Annotated in this window: 17 protein-coding genes; 7 read left to right on the forward strand and 10 right to left on the reverse strand. The window is 35.9% G+C overall.

What is annotated here, in order from left to right; translation table 11 throughout:
* Positions 1-2: 2 nt before the first annotated feature.
* From ACFSR8_RS01695 to ACFSR8_RS01715, 5 genes are all read right to left on the reverse strand, one after another.
* Positions 3-614, reverse strand: coding sequence for a phage tail protein (locus ACFSR8_RS01695; protein WP_380288413.1), 612 nt, complete (start codon positions 612-614; stop codon positions 3-5).
* An 11-nt stretch (positions 615-625) separates the two neighbouring features.
* Entirely contained in the window at positions 626-1,141 is a 516-nt protein-coding gene (locus ACFSR8_RS01700) for a phage tail protein (RefSeq protein ID WP_380289367.1), read from the reverse strand.
* 110 nt (positions 1,142-1,251) lie between these two features.
* Positions 1,252-1,863: a phage tail protein gene (locus ACFSR8_RS01705; RefSeq protein ID WP_380288415.1), complete on the reverse strand. Its 612-nt coding sequence runs from the start codon at positions 1,861-1,863 to the stop codon at positions 1,252-1,254.
* Between the two features lie 519 nt (positions 1,864-2,382).
* Positions 2,383-5,472, reverse strand: coding sequence for an ATP-binding protein (locus tag ACFSR8_RS01710; RefSeq protein WP_380288417.1), 3,090 nt, complete (start codon positions 5,470-5,472; stop codon positions 2,383-2,385).
* Complete coding sequence (locus tag ACFSR8_RS01715; protein WP_380288419.1) at positions 5,447-6,388, reverse strand: chemotaxis protein CheB; 942 nt, start codon at positions 6,386-6,388, stop codon at positions 5,447-5,449. Before ACFSR8_RS01715 ends, ACFSR8_RS01710 begins: the two co-directional genes overlap by 26 nt.
* A 343-nt stretch (positions 6,389-6,731) precedes the next feature.
* Between ACFSR8_RS01715 and ACFSR8_RS01720 the strand changes: the two genes are divergently transcribed.
* Positions 6,732-7,340 carry a hypothetical protein gene (locus ACFSR8_RS01720; protein ID WP_380288421.1) on the forward strand — a complete coding sequence of 203 codons (609 nt, stop codon included), beginning with the start codon at positions 6,732-6,734 and terminating at the stop codon, positions 7,338-7,340.
* Here the strand turns inward: ACFSR8_RS01720 and nadD are convergent, their stop codons facing one another.
* The 5 genes from nadD to ACFSR8_RS01745 all read right to left on the reverse strand — a co-directional run bounded on the left by nadD (position 7,341) and on the right by ACFSR8_RS01745 (position 11,156).
* Positions 7,341-7,919: a nicotinate (nicotinamide) nucleotide adenylyltransferase gene (nadD, locus tag ACFSR8_RS01725; protein WP_380288423.1), complete on the reverse strand. Its 579-nt coding sequence runs from the start codon at positions 7,917-7,919 to the stop codon at positions 7,341-7,343.
* Between the two features lie 5 nt (positions 7,920-7,924).
* Complete coding sequence (gene gmk, locus ACFSR8_RS01730) at positions 7,925-8,515, reverse strand: guanylate kinase (protein ID WP_380288425.1); 591 nt, start codon at positions 8,513-8,515, stop codon at positions 7,925-7,927.
* Positions 8,516-8,552: 37 nt separating this feature from the next.
* Entirely contained in the window at positions 8,553-9,410 is an 858-nt protein-coding gene (locus ACFSR8_RS01735; RefSeq protein ID WP_380288427.1) for a YicC/YloC family endoribonuclease, read from the reverse strand.
* A gap of 64 nt (positions 9,411-9,474) precedes the next feature.
* Entirely contained in the window at positions 9,475-10,383 is a 909-nt protein-coding gene (locus ACFSR8_RS01740; RefSeq protein ID WP_380288429.1) for a 3-keto-disaccharide hydrolase, read from the reverse strand.
* Positions 10,384-10,586: 203 nt separating this feature from the next.
* Entirely contained in the window at positions 10,587-11,156 is a 570-nt protein-coding gene (locus ACFSR8_RS01745) for an RNA polymerase sigma factor (RefSeq protein WP_380288431.1), read from the reverse strand.
* 94 nt (positions 11,157-11,250) lie between these two features.
* Between ACFSR8_RS01745 and ACFSR8_RS01750 the strand changes: the two genes are divergently transcribed.
* From ACFSR8_RS01750 to ACFSR8_RS01775, 6 genes are all read left to right on the forward strand, one after another.
* Positions 11,251-12,393: a FecR family protein gene (locus ACFSR8_RS01750; RefSeq protein WP_380288433.1), complete on the forward strand. Its 1,143-nt coding sequence runs from the start codon at positions 11,251-11,253 to the stop codon at positions 12,391-12,393.
* A 159-nt stretch (positions 12,394-12,552) separates the two neighbouring features.
* On the forward strand, positions 12,553-15,798 hold the full coding sequence (locus tag ACFSR8_RS01755; RefSeq protein WP_380288435.1) for a SusC/RagA family TonB-linked outer membrane protein: 3,246 nt from the start codon (positions 12,553-12,555) through the stop codon (positions 15,796-15,798).
* A 10-nt stretch (positions 15,799-15,808) separates the two neighbouring features.
* Positions 15,809-17,206, forward strand: coding sequence for a RagB/SusD family nutrient uptake outer membrane protein (locus ACFSR8_RS01760; protein ID WP_380288437.1), 1,398 nt, complete (start codon positions 15,809-15,811; stop codon positions 17,204-17,206).
* A gap of 219 nt (positions 17,207-17,425) precedes the next feature.
* On the forward strand, positions 17,426-18,697 hold the full coding sequence (locus tag ACFSR8_RS01765) for an amidohydrolase family protein (RefSeq protein ID WP_380288439.1): 1,272 nt from the start codon (positions 17,426-17,428) through the stop codon (positions 18,695-18,697).
* A gap of 89 nt (positions 18,698-18,786) precedes the next feature.
* The gene (locus ACFSR8_RS01770) at positions 18,787-19,956 is read left to right on the forward strand and encodes a redoxin domain-containing protein (protein WP_380288441.1); all 1,170 of its coding nucleotides are present in this window, start codon (positions 18,787-18,789) and stop codon (positions 19,954-19,956) included.
* A gap of 321 nt (positions 19,957-20,277) precedes the next feature.
* Positions 20,278-23,076: a M16 family metallopeptidase gene (locus ACFSR8_RS01775; RefSeq protein WP_380288443.1), complete on the forward strand. Its 2,799-nt coding sequence runs from the start codon at positions 20,278-20,280 to the stop codon at positions 23,074-23,076.
* The last annotated feature ends 34 nt before the right edge of the window (positions 23,077-23,110 follow it).

Here is a 23,110-nt window from a genome sequence, read left to right on the forward strand (position 1 = left end):
GTTTAGTTTCTTGAAGGGTAGACTCCTACAAGTGCAATTATAAAATTAACCGTTGTATAGGGTTGCATATTTTCATGGGATTGGCTTCCGCCAGTGTTGCCTATTGTTGTTGTGGAAGTAGGACCTGCTAAAAACGAATCATCTGAAGCCGCCGAGTTAAATGCACCTATTTGACTCGCAATGTATAAGCCGTTACCAATACCTTCTTCTCCCGCGGCAGTGCTCACTGCTACTTGGGTAGTGGTAGTTGCGCTATGGGAATGTCCTGGTATTTGAGCTTCCGTAAGCGTTTCTGTTTCGTTTCCAAATTTTTGACCCCACGCCCAAGGCCTTAAACCGGGACCTGTTCCTGGATTAATTGCTAACCTGCCCCTAAGGTCTGGCAACCCAAACGTAGTTCTGCCATCTCCGCCATATGTTGTCCCTAATAGCGAAAACAATGCTTGATATTGGGCTATAGGTAATAATTGTCCATCACAAAAGGCCCATCCCCTAGGGGCAAAATTGCCCGCAAAAATGGTGATTTCGCCAAGCATGGGATCTTGGGCATTAGCTTCATTTGTATTGAAAAAAGAAGCGATAAGTATGCCGAAAAGAATGATACATTTTTTCATAGTTGTTGGTTTTAGCTTCTTGAAGGAAATATACCTACCAAGGCAATAATATAGTTTATAGTGATGCTGGGTTGCATATTGTCATGCGCTTGGCTCCCACCAGTGTTAGTAGTAGTTGTTGAAGAACTTACGCCAGCAAGTTCGTTATCGTCAGTAGGGGTTGCATTGTACCCATTGGTGTGATTCGCCAAATGGTTCCCATCAGCATTTAATTCTGTCCCTGTATCTGTACTTACTGCAATTTGTGTAGTTGTAGTTGCGGTGTGATCATGATTTGGGATTTGTGGCGTAGATAATGTTACCTGCTCTGCACCTCCCTTAGCACCTAGGCGCCTAGGGGTAAGTCCGGGGCCCGTACCCGCATGTATGGGTGCCCTACCTCTTAAGTCTGGCAATGCAAACGTAGTTCTGCCATCACCACCATAGGTAGTTCCTAGTATAGAAAACAATGCTTGATAGTTCGATATAGGTAATAATTGACCTTGACATAACGCCCATCCACGAGGAGCAAAGTTACCTGCAAACATTTTAACTTGGCCAATAAATGGTTCATCCTGTGCTTGTGTTTGGTTTGTGCCTAGAAATAAGGTAAACACTAGAGATAAAAGTAATATTTGTTTTTTCATGATATATCTTTTTAACTTCTTGAAGGGAAAGTGCCTACCAAGGCAATGATGTAGTGCACGCCTAAACTAGGTTGTATGTTGTTATGGGGTTGAGTGCTGCCAGCGTTATCAATAGTTGTTGTCGATGTTGTTCCGTTTAAAGAGGCTCCGGGTGTGGCGTCTTCATTAAAACCACCCAACTGGTTTGCGATGTGCTGTCCACTACTATCGTCGCTAGCTCCTGCGTCTCCATTTAATACCACTTTAGAAGTAGTGGTAGCCGGATGGTTATGGCTAGGGATCTGATTCGATGTTAAAGTAACATTGTCCTGACCTGTTTTGGAACCAAGGCGCCTATCTGCTAAGCCTGGTCCGTTACCTTCTCCTATAACGGCCCTGCCTCTTAAGTCCGGAAGGGCAAATGTAGTTCTACCATCACCACCATAAGTAGTGCCAAGAATGGAAAATAGTGCTGTATTTTGATTTATGGGTAATGTTTGCCCATCGCAAAAGGCCCATCCCCGTGGAGGAAAGTTGCCGGCAAAAATTCTTATCTCACCGATAAAGGGTGTTTGCGCCTCTGTATTATTTGTGCTAAGAAAGGAAGCTAGCACCAAACATACAAGTAAGAGTTGTTTTTTCATATTGTTGGTTATTAGTTTAAACGATTATTCATAGAGCCATCAATCTGCTTTTTGAAAGCGGTACATTTCAAAAAGTAAAAAGCGGTAAAAATGTCAAAATCTTACAGCAAGTAGGTATTTCGCTATTTTAAAATTTGTGGATTTGGGGAAGACGGAGCATTCTTTATTAAAGCAAAATGAAAATGGTATCTCTTTTCATTAAAGAAAGTCCTAAAAAGCCTAAAAAAATTGGCATAGACAAATGTTAATAGCCTTATAAAGAAATGGCATTAAGACATTAAAAACACCTTTTTTCTTAATTTTTCGTTAAAACACTAATTTTAACCTATAAAAGGGCAATAGTGGCACTTTCAAAATGACTATAATCTCGATGAAATGTAAGGTACTTTTGATATCAAATTGAAGTAGCTCTAGTTAAGTTATTTTTAAATTTGAAAAGAAAGAACCCAAAAGGGTAACTATTTTATTTAGAAGCTTATTAGATCTGAGCAGAAATTGACAAAAAAAGGAATACCTTTTCTAGTCTATCCACTTATCCAAAGTCTCAAAAAGCTCTTCTTTTATCACTGGCTTTGAAAGGAAGCCCACACAGCCTTTATTGAAGCATTTTTCCCGTTCGTCCGGCATGGCATAGGCCGTTTGCATAATGATTTTGGCATCCGGATTGATTTTCAGGATCTGTTCCATGGCGTCGATACCGTTCATTTCTGGCATTCGGATGTCCAATAGAATGACGTCTACATCTGGGTTACTTTTATAAGTGTTTACAGCCATTTTTCCTGTGTTTGCAAAGAGAATATTGGCTCCAGTATTTTTCAGAACTACCTTGAACAACAATTGAATTAGAGAGTCGTCCTCGGCAATTAAAATAGTCCTATCCTTCAAAAAGCTTACCCTATTCGTCGTTTCGGATTGCCTACTCTCCTTTTTTAGTTGGGTCAACTTTAATGGTATGGTAAATTCAAATTGTGTGCCTTTTCCCAGTTCAGAGGCTACTTCGATATATCCGCCCAAAATGGTAATTATGCCTTTGCAAATGGCTAATCCAAGGCCCGTGCCACCGTATTTGGCGTTGTTTTCGTAGTTGATCTGTTTGAAACGCTCAAATATTTCAACTTGCTTGCTTTTATGTATGCCGATGCCTTCATCCTTTACAAAGAATTTCAAATAGTCATTTTCAACATTAAAGCCAAATGAAATTTCACCCTCATCCGAGAATTTTAATGAGTTGTTGAGCAGGTTGGAAATAACTTGTTGCAATCGTTGCGGATCGGTAACTATCAACAAATCATTGTGTTCTTCTGGTATGTAGGATTTAAAAGTGATTTGGCTTTTCTGTTTCACCAATTTTAATTGATTGTAGGTGATTTCAAGATTGTTGATCAAATTGGCGATGTGACACTCCTTATACACCATCTTGATTTCATTGGATTCTATTTTTGAAACGTCGATGATGTCGTCAATCAGGTTAAGCAGTTGTTTCGAATTATTGTCAATTATTTCCAGATATTTAAGCCTATCCTTTTTAGAGAGGTCGTCATTTTTAAGCAGTTCAGAAAAGCCAAGGACGCCGTTCATAGGGGTTCGGATTTCGTGGCTCATGTTGGCCAAAAAGTAGTTTTTATGAATGTTGGCCGCCTCAGCAATTTTCTTTGCATTGATAAGCTCTTCTTCGTTAAGCTTTTGTTGGGTAATTTCCTGTGCTGCGCCTCTTAGAGCAATGATGTCTCCTTCTTTATTTCGTACAGCTTCGCCATGCGCTAAAAGCCAACCAAAATCACCATTTTCCTTTATCATTTTGAGTTCCAAGTCATAAGGTTCTCCAGTGGTACGTGTTTTTTCGACCGCTTCGGAAAGCCTGTTCCAACTTTCTTCATCAAATAGTTTCATATGCTCGGTGTAGGGCGGTGGTGGTAGAGACGAATCGGAATTGTAGATGTCATACAGTTGTTTGGTCCACCTGACTTGGTTGGTGTCTAAATCCAAATACCAGCTTCCAACTTTAGTAATTTCCTGAACCCGTTGCAGTTCATCCTTACTTCTTTTAAGGTCTTCTTGGTTCTTCTTAAGATCGGTAAAATCTGAAATGGTACCTGCAAATTCTCCCTTTCTGGGGCAGAACGTATTGACATAAAAATATTTGCCCAATGGTTCTACATAGCCCTCAATGGTTTGGTCTTTTCCTGTTAAGGCCGTTTCTCCGTAGCTTTTTATCCAGTTGTTGGGGTCATCCTTTAAGTTCGGTAAAAATTCCGAGATTCGTCTACCAATTATTTCATCGGCTTTCACACCCGTAATTTTTTCGTAGGCCGGGTTTACATCAATATATTCCCAATCAATTGGTTCGCCAGTTTTATCGGTTATAATTTTGGCATGTATAAAACCTTCATTTAGGTGTTCAAATAGTTTATGGTACTCTTTGTCCTTTTGGGCTAAGTCTTTTTCGGTCTCCTTAAGTTTATTAATGTTGTCAAATGTAATCACGACGCCGTTTATCGCTTTATTCGCGGTAATAAAAGGGCTAATACGTTTCAAGTAAAAATTATGGTCTTTGTCCTTAACCTGCTTTTCTACGGTAATTAACTTTTCCAAAACCAATTTGGAGTCTTCAATAATTGATGCTCTGGTATCCTCATCAAAATTTGAGGTAAAACTGGACAAGGTGCGCCCAAGGTCACTTTCCTGAAGGTTAAAGACATCTTTTAGGGCAGGAGTGAATTTTCGAATCCGAAGGTCCGTATCCAAAAATAAGGTGGCAATATCAGTATTGTCCAAAAGGTTGGTCACGTCGTTGCTCAAATTGGTCAGTTCCTTATTTTTTTCTTGCATTTCAGAATTAACCGTATAAAGCTCTTCGTTTACGGATTGTAGTTCTTCATTTGTGCTTTGCAATTCTTCATTGGAAGCCATCAGTTCCTCATTGGAGGATTGCAATTCCTCATTACTGGTTTCCAGTTCCTCGATCGCATTTTGAAGCTCGGTACGTACCACTTTAAGCTCGTTTTCGAGGTCTTCCATACGTTGGTTGGACAGCTCGTCTATGGCGATATTTTTGATGATCAATGGGTCGTCCTCTTTTACGGCTTTGTCTTCGCTAAATTCGATGAGGTAGCAATCTTGGAAGTTATCTGTGTCCTCAGGTTTATGAAAGGTCACATCAAATTTTAAATTATCCTTTCCTTTTTGATACACCACGCCCTTTATCACCACATCTTTCTCCTCTGCATTTAGTCGTCTAATTCCGGTTCTAATGGTGGCAGCAATTTCTGGAGTTACCGATTTCAATAGGTTATTTTGAAATACCCCCTCACCAAATGAAAGTTTCTGGCCCGCGTTTCCATTAATAAAAAGTATATTGTAACTACTATCAATAAAAATTGAAGCTGGACTAAACTTTCTGCTCAGATATTTATGAAAAGTAAGGTCTGGGCTCTCTTTAACAGAGGTAAACTGAGGCATCAGCACTGGAGATGCTGGTGTTTTGTAAGTTAATGTATTGATGCGCTCCCGGGCATTGCTTTGAGAAGGGATTTGCTTAACGTCCGAAACATTTTGGTAAATCTTCCATTTTACGTCTACCGGCTTAAAATATTTTGAGCTTTCGCCCAAGGATTCGCTGTTGCCCAAAAATAGATAGGCATACTTTTGGGATGACTTCTTTTTTCAACTTTTCAAAAGCCTCGGTGTCCCTAAAAAAGCGGGTAACCCCGATCAAAAAGTCGTCCTTCAAAGCCTTTTTTTCGTCCTTGTTGCTGGATAAAAACGTGGCATAATCAAAAAGGTGCTCAATATTATTGATGTTCATTCGCTTTTCAAGTCGCCTCAAAAGCGTATTCTTCTTATATTCCCTAAAGTCAATTCCCGAGTATTTATAAACTATAGTGAGGATGTCATTTACAATGGATTCATTGGATTTGTCCTCATGGAAATCCTCCGGTATCAACTGCCTATTTATAGGTTGCTTATAGAAAAACTCGGCTATCTTTTTGGTATCCAAAATGTAATCCACCGTGTTGGTTAAAATGGCCGAATTGGGCATACCATCAAATTGTGCAGATTCTGGTTCTTGCACAATGATAGTGCCACCCCCTTCCTTTATGGTTTTGATACCCCTAGAGCCGTCCGAACCTGTTCCGGAAAGGATCACTCCAATGGCGCGTTCTTTGTATTCTTCACCCAAAGTGTGAAAAAAGATATCAATCGGTAAATTTAAATTATGCTTGGGCCCTTTGTCTAATAAATAGAGTTTATCCTTTTTAATGTGGAGGTTCTTGTTTCTCTGATTTAAATAAATACAGTTGGGTTTGATCACCTGCTTGTCCTCAGCAGTGTAAATGGGCATGCTAGTGTGCTTACTTAGCAATTCTGGCATTAAGCTTTTAAAATCAGGTGAGAGATGCTGAATTATTATAAACGCCATACCAGTGTTGTCGGGGACGTGATCAAAAAGGGTTTGTATAGCATCCAAACCACCAGCTGAAGCACCAATACCAACAACATACAAGTTGGTTTTTTTATTCTTCATCGAAGGGTTATGTCGTGATTCTCGAAAATAGTAAATTTTTGAAATAAAATCTGACTTTTGTCATAGAAATTCTGAAATTTATTTCTTAATAGCTATTGTTGATTTGGTAACTCCATTTTTTTTGTCAAAAGATTAGAGCCTTAAGGAAATATTTGGCAATAAAAATTAGCAGTACCGACTATCGGTATTAATATTGCTCTTTGATAAGAAGAGGAAAAACATTACAATATTAACAAAAAAATCGATGAAAAGCATTAAACTAACGCTATACGACGAATAATTTACTCCCCAATGGCTTTTCAACAATATATTTGAAGTTCAAGTCTATTTAAACTATAATGTTATGAAAATTAAAATTACCCTATTTGTGGCTTTGTTCGGTCTGGCCTTATTGAGTTGTAATATGGAACAAGTGCAACTAAGTACTGAACAGATGGCGTTGGAAAGTAAAAAGAACAAAGATGTTAAGAATGTCGTCGTCATCGAAGGCAACACCACAAGCGACAATGATGATTTTGAACATTGTGAAACCGTGAATTTAATAGCAGGACAAAACCATGTGGCCGGCACAGTAAACATTGACGTAGAAGGCGATAATTTGGTCGTTACCTTTTTAACCAATACCGATTGGACTATTGATGCTACTCATTTACATGTTACCAATTGTACAGATGAGGAATTTCCATCGACAGGAAGTGGTAATCCAAAAATTGGAAACTTCGAATATTTTAGCGTCCATGAAAATGGTGTTACCGAAGTGGTTTATCTTATTGATTTAAATTCCGATGAAATTGACATTTTTGATGAATTCTGTTTTGCAGCGCATGCCGAAGTAAGGGGACCTTCATCTGAAACGGCCTGGGCAGAAGGCGAGGATTTCGGTGGTAAAAGCTGGGCCATGTACGTTGAAGCTTTCTTGACAGATTGCGACGGTGGTTTCGTGGGAGGCTAATTATTTGTAAAAATTCATCTCGTCCAAATATCGCCATACCTTGTTAGGCAACATAGGCTGTACGTTTTTTCCTGATTTTATGGATTTCCTAATAAAGGTTGAAGAGAGTTCCATGATTGGGGCTTGGATGACATGGATTTTTTCGTGGTTATCAAATTGAGTGCCATCGTCATCTTTATAAATTCTAGGGTAAACATAAATGTGGTGGTTTTCCAAAATCACCTCATAATTTTTCCATTTATGGAAACTCTTTAGATTGTCGCTTCCCATAATTAGGGCAAATTCCATATCCGGATATTTTTCCTGTAGATGCGCTAGCGTATTAACGGTGTAATTCGGTTGAGGTAAGCCAAATTCAATATCGCAAGGTTTCAATTTTGTATAATCCTCTGTAGCGCGGTACACCATTTCCAAGCGCTGATAATTGTCTAAAAGCGAACTTTTCTTTTTAAAAGGATTATGGGGCGTCACCACAAACCAAACTTGATCCAAATCGCTATATTCCGCAAAATGATTGGCAATTACCAAATGACCAATATGGATGGGGTTAAAAGAACCAAAATAGAGCCCAACTTTCATAAAATTTATGCTATAATGAAATCTCGGACTTGTTGCTCGGCATCTTCAAGAGCCCTTTCCAAATCGTCGTTTATGATTATGGTATCAAACAAGGGTGCAGTAGCCAATTCGGCAGACGCTTTGGCTACGCGCATATTGATTTTATCTTCGCTTTCGGTTTTGCGTTTTTTTAGCCGAATTTTAAGTTCGTCAATACTCGGGGGCTTTACAAAAATGGCCAAGGTTTCGTCTGGAAATTTACGTTTGATGCGCAGTCCTCCAGAAACGTCAATATCGAAAATCACATTTTTGCCTTTGGCCCAAATCCGTTCCACCTCAGTTTTTAACGTGCCGTAAAAGTTATCGCGGTACACTTCTTCCCATTCCAAAAACTCACCACTTTTTATTTTGTTTTTGAATTCTTTCGCTGAAAGAAAATAATAGTCTTTTCCATCTTCTTCATTGCCACGTTTTTTTCTCGAAGTGGCCGAAATTGAAAACTCCAAGTTCAAATCTTCAATATTAAGCAAATGCCTTACGATGGTAGTTTTTCCAGAACCGGATGGTGCTGAAAATACGATGAGTTTGCCTTGTGTTTTGTTTTCTTTTTCACTCATAAAATACTGCTAACTGCGACTGCAACTGTCAACTAAATTATAGTACATTCAATAACTGTTCCTTAATTTTCTCAAGTTCGTCTTTCATTTGAACCACTAGTTGTTGCATGGGGGCATAATTACTTTTGGAACCGATGGTGTTGATTTCCCTACCGATTTCTTGACCAATAAACCCTAATTTTTTTCCGTTGGAATCTTCGGAGTTAATTGATTCCGTAAAATAGTTTAAATGGTTTTCCAGCCGAACTTTTTCTTCGGTGATATCAAACTTTTCAATATAATAGACCAACTCCTGCTCAAATCTATTTTCGTCGTATTTTTCCCTGAGTTCCTCAACGCCTTTTAATAAACGTTCGCGAACGGCCTCCACACGCTCGGGATCTATTTCAATCACTTTTTCCAATAAGGCGCGAATTGCAATAATCCTTTCTTTAAAATCGGCCTCAAGGACCTTCCCTTCATCCAGCCTGTGGTCTATCAAATCCTTTGTGGCATTATTGATTTCAGTTTGTATGGCCTTCCATTCATCTTCATCAATTTCCTCTCTAACCGTATTTAAAGCATCTGGAAATTTAACTGCCATTCGCATCAATTCCAGTTCATCGCCTTCAACGATATCCTTCAACTGATCCATATATTGTTTTACCACAGGAGTATTTAGCTGGGTGGATGTATCCTCCGCAGTCGCTTCTACATAAATAGAGAAATCTACTTTACCCCTTACCAATTTGTCTGCAAGCAGTTTTCTTATTGCCAATTCCTTTTCCCGATAAATAGAAGGCATTCGGGCATTTAAATCTAAATTCTTGCTATTGAGGGATTTGATTTCAATGGTGATTTTTTTGGTGGGCAGTTGCAAAACAGATTTTCCATAACCTGTCATCGAATAAATCATAAACGTCTGTTTTTAGATATGCAAAGGTAAATAAAACTAAAGAACGGGAGGGGTTTAAAACACTCTAATACTCACAGGATTCGGGTTTGTGTTTTAAATAGTAAGATTTGTAGTTTTTTGCCTTTTTATCCATGCAACCACATAAATCGAGCAATTCGATATTTTTGAAATCGATGGGATGGCTTTCTGCTTGAAGTGCAATATAGCCTTCCGTGACGATTTTGCCAGTTTGGTCTTTCCAATCTGCCGGGTTTATGCCCCAATCTTTCCAATGCTCTCCGTTGTAATGCCCGTTCGCTTCGAATGATCCAATTTGCGGACGTGTAAATTTTAAAACGGTATCTTTTTCTATTAGAAAAGCCATGGATTCACCACCCAAAACTACCGCTTCGGCATGCACCCATTGGCCTCCAAAATAGGTTTTGGAGTTTGACCTGATGCAATGTTTGTAGTTGATGGTGTCGCCCATAACAACTGCCGTACCAGGCGTACATACATTTCCAGTGGGTCTTTGTTTTTTGTTATTTAAGCCTCCAAGAAGTTGCAGTTCTACTGAAACGGGAAAGTTTTGATTGTACGCATTGCTTTCCGCAGATTGGGAATGTAACATGATGCCACTATTCCGAACGTTCCAATGGGCACCACCCTCGGTTTGCTCTCCGGTGAACCTATAGTCAAACCTTAATTTGTAATAGGAATAGGGTGTGTTGTAATAGATATGCGCGAATTTATTGTTGAAAGTTTTATAGTCGTCGTACTTTATTCGAAGCATGCTGTCCTCAACCACAAAGGTATTTTTGTAATTGACGTTGAGGTCTTCCCCCGTAAATTTTATAGTCCAATCAGAGAGGTCTTTGCCGTTAAAAATTGGCATCCATATTTCTGTATCAGTATTTTGAAGTGCCGTTTTCTTTTCTGATTTGCACGAGATAGCTATGGAGATGGCAATAGTAATAGCTAGTTTAGTTTTCATATGAACAAAATCAAGGTGAATAATACGAGAAAAGTACAAATAAAAAACCTGTTAAAGTGAATTAACCGGTTTTGTAAAGAACATAGACCTATTCTCGAACCAATAATCAATTAATTTTTTTAAAAAAAGTAAAGGTTTTATTCTGCCATATTTAAAATAACAGCAATTAAAGTCGCCTTAGACTGCAATACTATGGTACTTAATTAAGATGAGGAAACATTCAAATCGTGCATACACTCTTTTATTAAGGCATATGCTCTTCTCATATGACCTTCAATCGTTTTAATAGAAATTTCTAAGTTTTTAGATATTTCAATGTATTTTAAACCAGAAATCTTTTTATCCAAAAACACCTTTTTACATCTCTTAGGAAGTTTATTAAGGCATAAGTCCAGCTTTGCTAATAGTGCAGCTTTATAATTGTCATCTTCCTCTATAGTAATTGTTGCTTCTTTTACAGAGGATTGATAAAAAGACAAATATTCGTCATTTTTTTTAGAGTTATTCTTAAAGGCGTCCATAAGTTTGTAATAAACAATTCTATATAGATAGCCTTTAAGCGAAGATTTAATTTTCAATTTTTTCCGTTGATGCCAAAGATCTAAAAAAGTATCCTGAACAATATCTTGGATTAAATTACGATCAGGCGTATATTTAAGAGCATATGCGCAAAGCTCGTCATAAAACCTATTATAAATAGTTTCATAAGATTTTAAGTTCCCTTGCTTTAAAGACTTTAAAATAATACTTAAATCTTCACTCTTTTGATCCATTAACATCAAATATTGTGGGTAAAACTAGGTAAATTTAAATAAAAATGGAGGGTTTTTGCAATTGTTGAAGACCTAATAATAAAAGCACCAAATAATGAATCAAAAGCAAAAGGACCATTTAATAATTAAATTTATAGAGAATGATATTTCTCATCAGGAACTGTTAGATTTAAAAGGGTGGTTAAGTAATACAAACAATAAAGCCTACTTTGATGACTACATTAGAGTAAATTATTTAATAAATCTAAAAACATCTTTTAACCGTGAGTCTTCCTTAGATGAAATTAAAAGGCAAATTGCAAATAATTCCAGAGTTAAAAAGGTGCGCTTCATTAAATATGTCGCAATCGCAGCGTCAATAGCACTTTTAATAGCACTAACTTTTGTTTTTAATAGTAATAATTCTCAAGTTGAAGAATCAATAATAGTAAATAATCAAATAAAAATCGGCACAGATAAGGCAATCCTAACTATGGAAACGGGAGAGGAAGTTGCTTTAGCTAAAGGCGTCTCTTTTCAAACTCAAAATGCAACTAGTAATGGTGAAGGCATTGTATATAATAATAATTCTTCCCAGCAATTAGTGTATAACTATTTAACTATTCCTCGAGGAGGAAAATTTTTTATTGTGTTATCTGATGGCACCGAAGTTTGGTTAAATTCTGAATCTAAACTTAAATATCCAGTAAGTTTTATAGAAGGAGAGGCTAGAGAAGTTGAACTAGTTTATGGTGAAGCTTATTTTGATGTGTCGTCTAGTACAAACCATAATGGTTCTGCTTTTAAAGTAATTAATGAAGCACAAGAAGTTCAGGTTTTGGGAACCGAATTTAATATTAAAGCATATAAGGACGATTATCAAATTTTAACCACTCTGGCAGAAGGTAAAGTCGCATTGCATATAAAAAATGATGTTAAAGTATTAGTGCCAAATGAGCAAGCAAATTTCAATACACTAAATGAAACCATAGAAATTTCAAAAGTTGATGTTTACAATGAAGTTGCTTGGAAAGAAGGCATCTTCAGTTTTAAAGATAAGCCTCTTAAAGATATTATGACTACACTATCCAGATGGTATGATTTTAATGTGTTGTTTGAAAATAAGGATATGGAAAAAGACATTTTTGGTGGTATTTTCTCAAAAGACCAGAATATTAAAGACATTTTAAAAATGATTGAAAACTCGAACGCTGCCGTACGTTTCGAAGTATCAGAAAAAACAGTTACGGTAAAATAAAAAGAGAGAGCAGAGTTTAGACATCCTACCGTACCAATCTCTGTCCCTCTAAAGTATTAATTAATTATGAAGTATAACTAACTAAAAACAATCAAATTTATGGAAATTAATTTTAGTAGAGCTCCTATTTATATTAGGAAGGGACTCTTTATTTGGGTTATGAGATTATTCGTTCTTTTATGTTGCACATTAACATTTGGTTTAAGTCCTAAAACAGGGTTTTCTCAAAATATTAAAATAAACATTAGTCAGGATCAAGAGTTGTCGGTTATAGACGTTTTTGAATTGATAAAAAAAGAAACGGATTATCGGTTTGTTTATCGAACAAAAAGCTTTAAAAACGCGCCTAGCGTTAAATTAAAAAAAGGCATTATTACAGCCCACGACTTACTGTCTAGATGCCTCTCTCCTAGCAATTATCTCTATGAACTCACAGCAGATAAAACAATTATTTTAAAAGAAAAACCTCCTGTAAACCAGAATAGAACAATTTCTGGAAAGGTAACCGACGAAAATGGTGTGCCATTACCTGGCGTTACCGTCTTAGTACATCGCGATAAAAACAATAACTTTAGAGGAACAACCACCGATTTTGATGGTGGATATGAAATAGCGGTTCAAGAAGGTGATATTGTTAAATTTAGTCATGTCGGTTTTCTTATGCAGAGAATTGTTATCGAGGATCAAACCACAATTGACATTACCATGAAAGTAGATGCTGCTAAACTGAATGAGGTTGTCGTTGTAGCGTACGGTAACGAATCTCGAGAAAAACTAACAGGAGCAGTAAATAAGGTTGATACACAAGTATTACAAACCACTCAAAATGTATCTTTTGCTGATGCTTTAATTGGTGTTGTACCTGGCCTGCTCGTACAGGAAAGCTTTAACAATCCGGATACACCTCCATCCATTCTACTTAGAGGTGTTGGCTCTATAAGTGCAAATACAGAACCTTTAATTGTTATCGATGGTGTGCAAATGCCAGCTTCGGAAAATTCTCGAGGCTTTAGCTTTGCCGCTCTAAATGTTAATGATATAGCAGATATCAGTATCTTAAAAGATGCAGCGGCTACTTCTATTTATGGTTCCAGAGCTTCTAATGGTGTCATTTTAGTTACCACTAAAAGAGGAACAAAAAATAGCAAATTACAAGTTGCTGTAAATTCAAGATTAGGTTTTAATAACCCAGACACGTCATTTACGGACGATCTCATGAACGCTTCTCAAAAACTTGATTACGAAGAGTCTTTAGGGGTTTACGACCGGGAGGGTCAGGCATTATTGGATGAGCGCAGAAATTTAGGTAATGATATTAATTGGGCCGATTTATTAATAGGCAATGAAGTGAGCCAGAATCACGATATTGCTATTTCTGGTGGTGGTAAAAATTCAAGCTACTACTCGTCCATATCCTACAGCAACGTGGATAATATTTTTGGTAGTGAATACGAACGTTACACGGTTACAATGCGGGCAGATTTTGAGCTTAACAAAAAATTAAAATTAGCATTGTCCGGAAATTTTGGAAATGTTAATAATCAAGACAGGCGTACTGTAGGCGACCCTTTTTCTAATGCTTTTTTATTAAACCCTTGGGAGCAAATATTTGATGATTCTGGAAACCCCACAAGAACAATCGCTGTTTTAGACGGCACAGGTGCAAGAGGCGAACAAATCAGCCCACTATTTCTGAGAGACAATACAAGTACAAGATCAATAAGAAAAAATATTGGTGGAAGTGCTAATTTAATATATAAACCCTTAGAATGGTTAACCTTAAACGGTATTTTGGGAGCCAATTATAACACATTTAGGGATAAGACCTATGAAAACGTGATTATCCAAGGCGGAGTGCTAACTTTAACTAATAGTGATGACAACAACTATACGGCAACACTTATGGCAACCGTGGATAAAACGTTTAATCAACATAATTTCAATCTTCTATTAGGGAATGAATTCAATGAAAGTGAATCATTCAGCACAACAGGAATCGGCGAAGATTTCCAGTCAGATGCAGTTCAACTTTTGAGAGCAGCAGGCAGTCCTCCAACACTTTTTGGTTCTGAATCACATGCTGGGGCCATTTCTTATTTTTCAAGATTAAACTATTCTTTTAACAATACATACAACCTGTCATTATCCTATAGAAGAGACGGTTCGTCTAGATTTGGAGACAATAACAAATATGCCAATTTCTGGGCTATCGGTGCTTCCTGGAACCTTCACAATACGCTTTTTAAAGAAAGTAATACGATAAACAACTTAAAATTACGTTTTAGTACAGGAACTTCTGGTAACGATTTTATAGGCGACTTCGCCTCTCAATCCCTGTATCAATATAGATTTAACTATGATGGTGCTGGTGTGCCTACCCTATCAAGAGGACCCAATCCTAGTTTAACTTGGGAAAAAAATGAGAACACCAACTTCGGATTGGACTTTGGATTGTTTAATAATAGAATCAGCGGTTCTTTTGATTATTACATTAGAAACACTAGGGATTTACTCACTTTTGTTCCAACGCCGTTAACCTCAGGATTTGACGAACTGGACGATAATCTTGGTGATTTTGAAAATAAAGGCTTCGAAATTGCATTAAACACCATCAATGTTCAAAATAATAGTTTTACATGGACAACCAATATTACGTTTTCAACAAACGAAGGAACTGTAATTTCTTTGACTAAAGACCGAGACCTTATCCCAAGAGGTAGCATAGTTTACAAAGAAGGGAGTCCTATAAACGCATTTAATATTGTGGATTGGGCGGGTGTAAATCCAGACACCGGATTTAACCAGTATAGAGATCCCGATGGGAATCTTATAGACTTTGACCCGTCGCGTAGTGGTAACAGAACCGAGATTGAGGGGTTAAGAGAAGTAACCGACAAAACTTCGATACCAACATATCATGGCGGTGTTACCAATGCGTTTACTTTTAAAAATTTCGACGCTTCTTTTTTAGTTTCATTTTCTGGAGGCAATTATACTATAAATAGTGGTTTACACAGCTTGTATAATAATGTAGGTCTAAATCAACATATTGATGTATTAAACGCATGGCAAAACGCTGGCGACCAAACAAATATTGCGGTTAGAGAGGTTGAATCAAGAAGACCTAGAAGATCTATAGCTTCAGATTTTCAAGCCTCTACCCAGTTCTTGCAGGATGCTAGTTACATAAAGCTTAAAAACATTGTTATAGGCTATACGCTAAATGAAACCGTTTCAAAGAAAATAGGTATCGAGCGTTTAAGGATTTTTGCTCAGGCTCAAAACATCATTACTATTACAGATGTGGATTATGCAGATCCAGAGTTTGTCAATGCAATTGGAGGTGTCGGCTTGTCCGCACCTATTAATACAGGATTTTCTTTAGGTATTAATGCTAACTTTTAATTAAAAAACCATGAAAACGATCATAAAATTTATATTTATATTTTTAGTAACCATCGGGCTTACAAACTGTTCTGATGATATTATAGGCAAAGTGCCACTTGATGAAGAAGCTCCAGAAAATTTGCTTAAAACCGAATCTGGGTTCAGGGCTGCTCTGGATGGGGTTTACGCCATCATGCAAGAAGACCTTTTAGGGTATAATTTTGGGATTTACTCTATTCCGGAAGCCATAAACGATGATATCATTGCAGGAGATCCCAATGGTTTTACTTTTGATGGTACCAATTCTGATATTTATCCATTGGCCTATGATGCTACGGCATTCCAAATTGAAGGATTTTGGAGAGCGTCTTATCAAGCGGTTAGTAACGTTAATGCTATTATAAAAGTTGCGAGGGAAAGCAGTTTAGCCAACAAAGACGCTTTTCTTGCAGAAGCACTTGGTATTAGAGCCATGCTATTTTATAACTTGTATCGCTTTTTTGCACCAGCTTATAACACGAGTACCAGTGCTTTAGCAGTTCCATACAGATTTGAAACGGATTTACTTTTAGATGTAAATCCTAGAAATACGAATCAAGAAGTTATAGATTTTGTATTGAACGATTTATTAGAAGCAGCAAGTTTGGCAACAAACGATGTTAATTCTTATAGAATGTCTAAAACAGCTATTGAAGCATTAACGGCAAGGGTATATCATGAAACAAATGATTTTTCTAATGCCATTACCTATGCAGAGCGTGCCTTAACAGATGGCAGGTATATGCTTAATACCAATGCAGAAGACTTACAAAAACAATGGCAGGTAGACATTTCGGATGAAATCATTTTCAGAATTCGCTTTGAAGAAGCGGATCAAGGCGTGAACGCCGCCTTATTATCTATACCAATATTTTTCAGTTTTCCGTATTTTGTGTCAGATGACTTAATAAATCTTTACGATCAAACCAACGACATTAGGTTTACCACTTATTTTGAACCAGAGCCCTTTGGCTCAGGAGCTTTTTATCCCAAAAAGCATGCCGGTTCCAGATTTGCCGATCCTGTTACTTTTAACGTAGGGTTAACAGATATTAAATTGATACGCGTTCCAGAATTACACCTAATTCTAGCAGAGGCTTATGATGAAACAGGAAATGCAGGTATGGCATTAAATCATTTAAATACTTTAAGAAACGCTAGAGGCTTGGGCGATTATGTAGGTAGCGATTTATCAAATGAAATTTTAGATGAACGCCGACGTGAACTTGCATTTGAAGGTTTTAGATTTACCGATTTAAAACGATTGGGGCTTGGGTTTACTAGACCTGACGGTACATCATTGACTGCAAATGCGGCCCGTTTTGCCTTACCAATTCCACAACTAGAAATAGACAGATCTGGTTTAGTGCAAAATGATGGGTATTAATACGAATTTACTTTTATGGCAAGTTCTAAACCTATTAGGACTATTGGCCATCTGCTTTTTAATTTATAAGGTTTTTAAATATCTAACCAAAAATCCTAAATAATTTAAGAGGCTTACTAAATAAAAGTTTGTTGTTTTTTGAATTAGTCAGTTTATAAAGGTGGTACTATTAATTTACCACCTTTATTTTTAGTCTCGCTGACATTATAATTAAATAAAATGAAAAACATATTGAAACTAAGTTTTTTCCTTTTGCTATGTATTGGTACTAACAAATCTTATGGGCAATATCAAGCAAAAAAGGATACTTTATTGGTTTTAAAAAATGGGTTTATTATAAAGCTAACTCCTGAAGGAGCTATAGTTAAAAAAGGGACCCTTGTTATTGAAAAGGATAGCATTAAAGAAGTAAACTACCTAAATACTGCAAAAACCTATGCCAATGCTAAAGTTATAGACCTCAACGGAAAGTATATTTTACCAGGTTTAATAGATACACATGTACATTTAGCTACTGCTCCTAAAGAAGGCAGAAACGAGAACAATGCTTTTATGGAACAACAATTAAACAAAATGTTGTATTCTGGCATTACCACGGTACGTGATATGGCAGGAAATGCCATTATTCTTTCAGATTATACCAGAGCAAGCAATTTGAATCAAATTCCTGCGCCTTCAATTTTTTATGCCTCACAATTTGCAGGACCAAAGTATTTTAATGCGATACGAAGTTATTCGACCAATACTAGAAGCAAAAGAGACAGACCTTGGGCACAAACCATTGTAGATTCAACAAACATGCCTTTGGCTATAGCTAGAGCAAAAGGAGCAGGTGTTACGGGTATTAAAATTTATGCAAACTTAAAACCTTTGTTAGTTACAAAAATAGTTAAAGAAGCAAAAAAACAAGGACTTCAAACTTGGAGTCATGCCGCAGTATTTCCAGCCTCTCCATTACAAGTTGCTACCGCTAAAGTGAATACCATGTCTCATGCTTGGGATATGATGTATGGGCTTAATACCACTGACACAATAACTCGATCGGATTTAGCCAAGGACATTAATTGTGATAAGCTGGATAGTTTATTGCTCATCATGAAAGACAACCATATTATTCTTGATGCGACTAACTATATAGGACAAAACAACAAGATGCACAATAGTGTAAAAGTTACAAAACAAGCTCATAAACTAGGAATTAAAGTAAGTGTAGGAACAGATTGGCCCTATTTATACGAGCCTGAAATTCCTTTTTACAAAGAATTAAGATTACTTATTGATAAATGCGGATTTACTACAGAAGAAGCACTATACAGCGCCACAAAAATAGGCGCAGAAAGTATTGGACTGACAGATAGAGGCGTTATAGAAAATGGAAAAAAAGCAGACATCATTATTCTTAATAAAAATCCTTTAAAAGATTTAGAAAACTTAAAAGACCTACATATTATCATTAAATCTGGAATCATTTATAAAAAAGAAAACCCTTGAAAAGACTAATTTTTTAACTGTTTACGCGCTTCTATTTAGTTATAAACCTTCCATAAAACCCAATTTTCGCTCTTTTAAAATTTACAACAATGAAAAAAATATCGAACTTAATATACGTCTTAACTTTTATTTCAATCGCCTTAGTATCCTGCACCAGTTCAAAAGAACAAGACAAATCTTTAATGAAAGGAACAATTAAGGGCTTGGGAAATAATCCTATTGTTTTATTGGACGCTAAATACCAACCTTTAGATACTGTTCAAGCAAGTAACGACAACTTTGTGTTTGAACATAAATTAGACATAAGTGATCCTAAAATGCAAGGTCTTTTTATACCCCAATTATCAAATAAAAAAGACCGCGGTATGAGAGTGGATAGGACTTACTTCTTTGTTGATAGTAAAACAATTAACATTACAGCATCTATTGTTAACGAAAATTTAGAAAACATAGAAGTTACTGGGTCTCCAACCACAAAAGAATATAGGGATTTGTATGCTAATTTCCCAGCCAGTATTGAATTGGAAAAATATTCAAAACCATATAACGAAGCATTTCATCTTTACAACTACGTAGAGAAAAGTGAAGAGCATTTAAAAACATTGAAATATTATGGTAATATAATAGATTCATTACAAGCGGAAAAAGGAAAAAATATAATAGATGCTATTGAGTACAACAAAGAAAGTATCGCCCTTTCCTATATCGTTTATCAAAATTATGAAACTAAATCACCTGCATTTATTAAAGATTTGATAAATAAGTTTTCTCCAAATATTGAAGACTCCTATTATATTTCGCTTTTAAAGGAGCAAGTAAAATTAAAAGAAGAATCTTCTGTTGGCGCTATGGCGCCAGATTTTACACTGGTTGATGATACAAACAAAATTGTAAAACTTTCCGACTTTAAAGGCTCTTATGTCCTTGTTGATTTTTGGGCCAGTTGGTGTGGCCCATGCAGACGGGAGATACCTCATTTAAAAAAGGCTTACAATACATTTAAAGATGAAGGGTTTCAAATAGTTTCTGTTTCTATTGACAGGAAAAAAGAAGCGTGGAAAAAAGCTTTAAATGAAGAACAATTACCTTATATAAAATTATGGGATAAAAAAAATGAAACAAGTCAATTATACCAATATCAAAGTATCCCATATATTGTTTTAGTTTCTCCAGAGGGAAAAATACTAAAGATAAATGATGGCTTAAGGGGTGATGCGTTAGAAGAAACTTTGAAAAACATTTTTTTAAATGAAAAGTGATTTCTAAAAACCTAAGTAAAGAAAAGCCCGTATGAACCCACAATTAACTAAAGTAATGACTTGCTTTTATTAAGACTTTGATTAAAACGTATTAAGCAAATTATTGTGTAAAATATGCTCTTGAGTATATTTTACGCAAGTAATTGATAAACAGTAACTTTATAGAGCTACAGATTTAAAAGTTATACCCTACGAATTTCTAAAATTACCTCTGCTTATAAAACCATAGAACCCCGTTTGAGCTTACATATTTTTTTAACATTTTATTAGCAAGGGGAAACGAAATTTGGGCGACATAACTTAAACACATAGAAAGAATAAATGAAAAACTTAATAAGCTTAATTAGTGTATTACTATTTTTAAACCTTAATGCACAAAATTTAAACACACCTCTTCCGCTTGATGATAGTATCAAAAAAGGCGTTCTACCTAACGGAATAACCTATTACTTGCATAGTACAGATGTTGTTGAAGATGTAGCTAGTTACTACATCATTCAAAATGTAGGATCCATACTTGAAGATGATAACCAACAGGGATTGGCTCACTTTTTAGAACACATGGCGTTTAATGGAACTAAGCATTTTCCGGGTAAAGGCATTTTTGATACTTTAGGAAAAGAAGGGATTGTATTTGGTAAAGATATCAATGCCTATACAAGTTTTGATGAAACAGTTTACAATATAGACAATATACCAACAACACCTAAGCTTATAAATACAGGTTTGCAAATCCTTCACGATTGGTCAAATTATTTATTATTAACCGAAGAAGAAATTGACGCAGAAAGAGGCGTAATTAAAGAAGAGTGGCGTACAAGACAAAATGGTGAAATGCGGATTATGCAACAAACTATTGGTACAGCCTATGGAAATTCCAAATACGCTAATCGACTTCCAATTGGTAAAATGGAGATTGTTGAAAATTTTGAATATAAGGCTCTAAGAGACTTCTATCATGATTGGTACAGAACCGATTTACAGGCTATAGCCATTATTGGTGATTTTGATGTAAGTGAAATGGAGGCTAAAATAAAGGAAAAGTTTTCTTCCATTCCTGCGGTAAAAGATGCGCCAGAGCGTTATGTTGTTAAAATTGACGACAATGATAAGTTAGATTATGCTATCGCTATGGATAAAGAAGTTTCAACGGCAAACATCCAGTTTAGTATAAGACATAAAAAAACTACTGATAAAAGCACAGCCTCATACTTAAAGGATGCACTGGTAAATGGATTAATTTTTAACATTTTAAAAGAACGCTTTAATAAAATATCACAAGAACCAGATGCGCCATTTGTAAATGTATCTGCACGTTATGCTAATCTAACCAGAGCGCATAAAACGTTTAGCGTGAATGTTATGCCCAAAGAAGACAAACAGCAAGAGGCGTTTAAACTAGCTATGACTGAAATTAACAGAGCTTTAAAATTTGGATTTACTAAATCGGAAATTAATAGAGCTGTTATAAAGTATAAAAGCTTATATGAAAAGCAAATTGCAAGATTGGGTGATAGGTCTCACAGAAAAATTATAAACTCAATTAAAGCAAATTATTTAGAAAATACCCCTTTAACAGATTTAGCAAAAAAATATGAAATTGCTAAACCCATTCTTAACAACATCACGCAAGATGACTTACTAAAACAAATACAGGAGCTTTACACTCCCAACAACAGAAGTGTTATTGTTACTGGTGTAGAAGGTAAAAACAATGTATCTGAAACTGAAGCAGTTCAAATTATTGATGCCATTGAGGATGATGAGTCATTACAGCCATATCAAGAGGAAGCAGAGGTAAAACCTCTAATGACTGGGGTTAAACTAAAACCAGGTAAAATTGAGTCTACAAAGAAAAATAAGGCACTTGGTTTTACAACCTTCGCTCTAAGTAATGGTATTCGCGTGCATTATCAATTTGTTGATAAAGATAAAAACAAGGTGTCATTAAGTGGACACAGTTATGGTGGTACGTCATTATTAGCCATAGACGATTTACCATCTGCAAGTGTGATGACCAATGTAATGCCAATGTTTGGATTGGGTGAGTTTTCAGCAACAGAACTTCCTAAGGTTTTAGCTGGTAAAACAGCTATGGTAAAGTTCTTTTTAGGTGACATTACAGAATCTATTTATGGTTCTTCAACAACTAAAGACGTAGAAACTATGCTTCAACTATTAAATCTTCGCTTTACCAAACCTCGCTTTGATGAATCGGCTTATAAAGTGTTTTTACAACAATTGGATACTTATTTGACATTTAAAGGTCAAGATTTAAAATCTAAAATGAAAGATAGTTTAAACATGACGTTATACGGTAATAATAATCCATATAAAAGAGTGTTCAATCAAGATTACGTAGATGACATCAGTTTTGAAAAAATTAAAGACATATACACTACTAGGTATGCAGATGCTTCAGATTTTCAATTTTTTATTGTTGGGGATACAGAAGAAGATGCTCTTAAGCCTTTGTTGGAGCAATATGTTGCCAGTATTCCAACTACCAATTCAAAAACTGAAAATTATAAGGACAACTCAGCAGAATGGTTAAATCCAAACATAGATAAAGACATTTATTTACCTATGGAAGATTTAAAAACTTCTGTTAGAATTGCTTTTAAAAAAGAAATGCCCTACTCCATTAAAAACTCAATAGTGATGAAGGCTTTAGTCGGTATTCTTCAGTTAAGGTATCTGGAGTCTTTAAGGGAGGAAGAAGGCGGTACTTATGGAGCAAGTACAAGAGGCTCTTTATTTAAAGAACCTAAATCATTAGCTTTTCTCTCAGTTAGCTTTGATTGTAACCCTGATTTAGTCGACAAACTAATAAGCATTGTTCATAAGGAAATTGAAACCATTAAAACTGGCTATATAAAGCAAGAAGATTTAGATAAAACATTGGCAAGCTTAATAAAAGAAAGAGAAGAAAGTAAAAGCTCTAACCAATATGAAATGTCTGCAATAAAAACGTTCATTATAGACGGCTATAATAGAAACGCTCCAGAAAATTTTGAGAACATTGTCAAAGCTATAACAATAGAAGATATTCAAAGTATAACTAAGGATTTATTGGAAGACAATAAATCCTACGAAGTAGTTTTTAAACCTGAAATGTAAAAACAGTAATTAGTAACATCTTTCTAATAATTAT

It is taken from the genome of Hyunsoonleella rubra (assembly GCF_042684665.1).
Classification (GTDB): Bacteria; Bacteroidota; Bacteroidia; order Flavobacteriales; family Flavobacteriaceae; genus Jejuia; species Jejuia rubra.

Coding starts and splice junctions, on each gene's coding strand:
- ACFSR8_RS01695 (WP_380288413.1), bottom strand. CDS start 614: ATGAAAAAATGTATCATTCTTTTCGGCATACTTATCGCTTCTTTTTTC.
- ACFSR8_RS01700 (WP_380289367.1), bottom strand. CDS start 1,141: ATGTTTGCAGGTAACTTTGCTCCTCGTGGATGGGCGTTATGTCAAGGT.
- ACFSR8_RS01705 (WP_380288415.1), bottom strand. CDS start 1,863: ATGAAAAAACAACTCTTACTTGTATGTTTGGTGCTAGCTTCCTTTCTT.
- ACFSR8_RS01715 (WP_380288419.1), bottom strand. CDS start 6,388: ATGAAGAATAAAAAAACCAACTTGTATGTTGTTGGTATTGGTGCTTCA.
- ACFSR8_RS01720 (WP_380288421.1), top strand. CDS start 6,732: ATGAAAATTAAAATTACCCTATTTGTGGCTTTGTTCGGTCTGGCCTTA.
- nadD (WP_380288423.1), bottom strand. CDS start 7,919: ATGAAAGTTGGGCTCTATTTTGGTTCTTTTAACCCCATCCATATTGGT.
- gmk (WP_380288425.1), bottom strand. CDS start 8,515: ATGAGTGAAAAAGAAAACAAAACACAAGGCAAACTCATCGTATTTTCA.
- ACFSR8_RS01735 (WP_380288427.1), bottom strand. CDS start 9,410: ATGATTTATTCGATGACAGGTTATGGAAAATCTGTTTTGCAACTGCCC.
- ACFSR8_RS01740 (WP_380288429.1), bottom strand. CDS start 10,383: ATGAAAACTAAACTAGCTATTACTATTGCCATCTCCATAGCTATCTCG.
- ACFSR8_RS01745 (WP_380288431.1), bottom strand. CDS start 11,156: ATGGATCAAAAGAGTGAAGATTTAAGTATTATTTTAAAGTCTTTAAAG.
- ACFSR8_RS01750 (WP_380288433.1), top strand. CDS start 11,251: ATGAATCAAAAGCAAAAGGACCATTTAATAATTAAATTTATAGAGAAT.
- ACFSR8_RS01755 (WP_380288435.1), top strand. CDS start 12,553: ATGAGATTATTCGTTCTTTTATGTTGCACATTAACATTTGGTTTAAGT.
- ACFSR8_RS01760 (WP_380288437.1), top strand. CDS start 15,809: ATGAAAACGATCATAAAATTTATATTTATATTTTTAGTAACCATCGGG.
- ACFSR8_RS01765 (WP_380288439.1), top strand. CDS start 17,426: ATGAAAAACATATTGAAACTAAGTTTTTTCCTTTTGCTATGTATTGGT.
- ACFSR8_RS01770 (WP_380288441.1), top strand. CDS start 18,787: ATGAAAAAAATATCGAACTTAATATACGTCTTAACTTTTATTTCAATC.
- ACFSR8_RS01775 (WP_380288443.1), top strand. CDS start 20,278: ATGAAAAACTTAATAAGCTTAATTAGTGTATTACTATTTTTAAACCTT.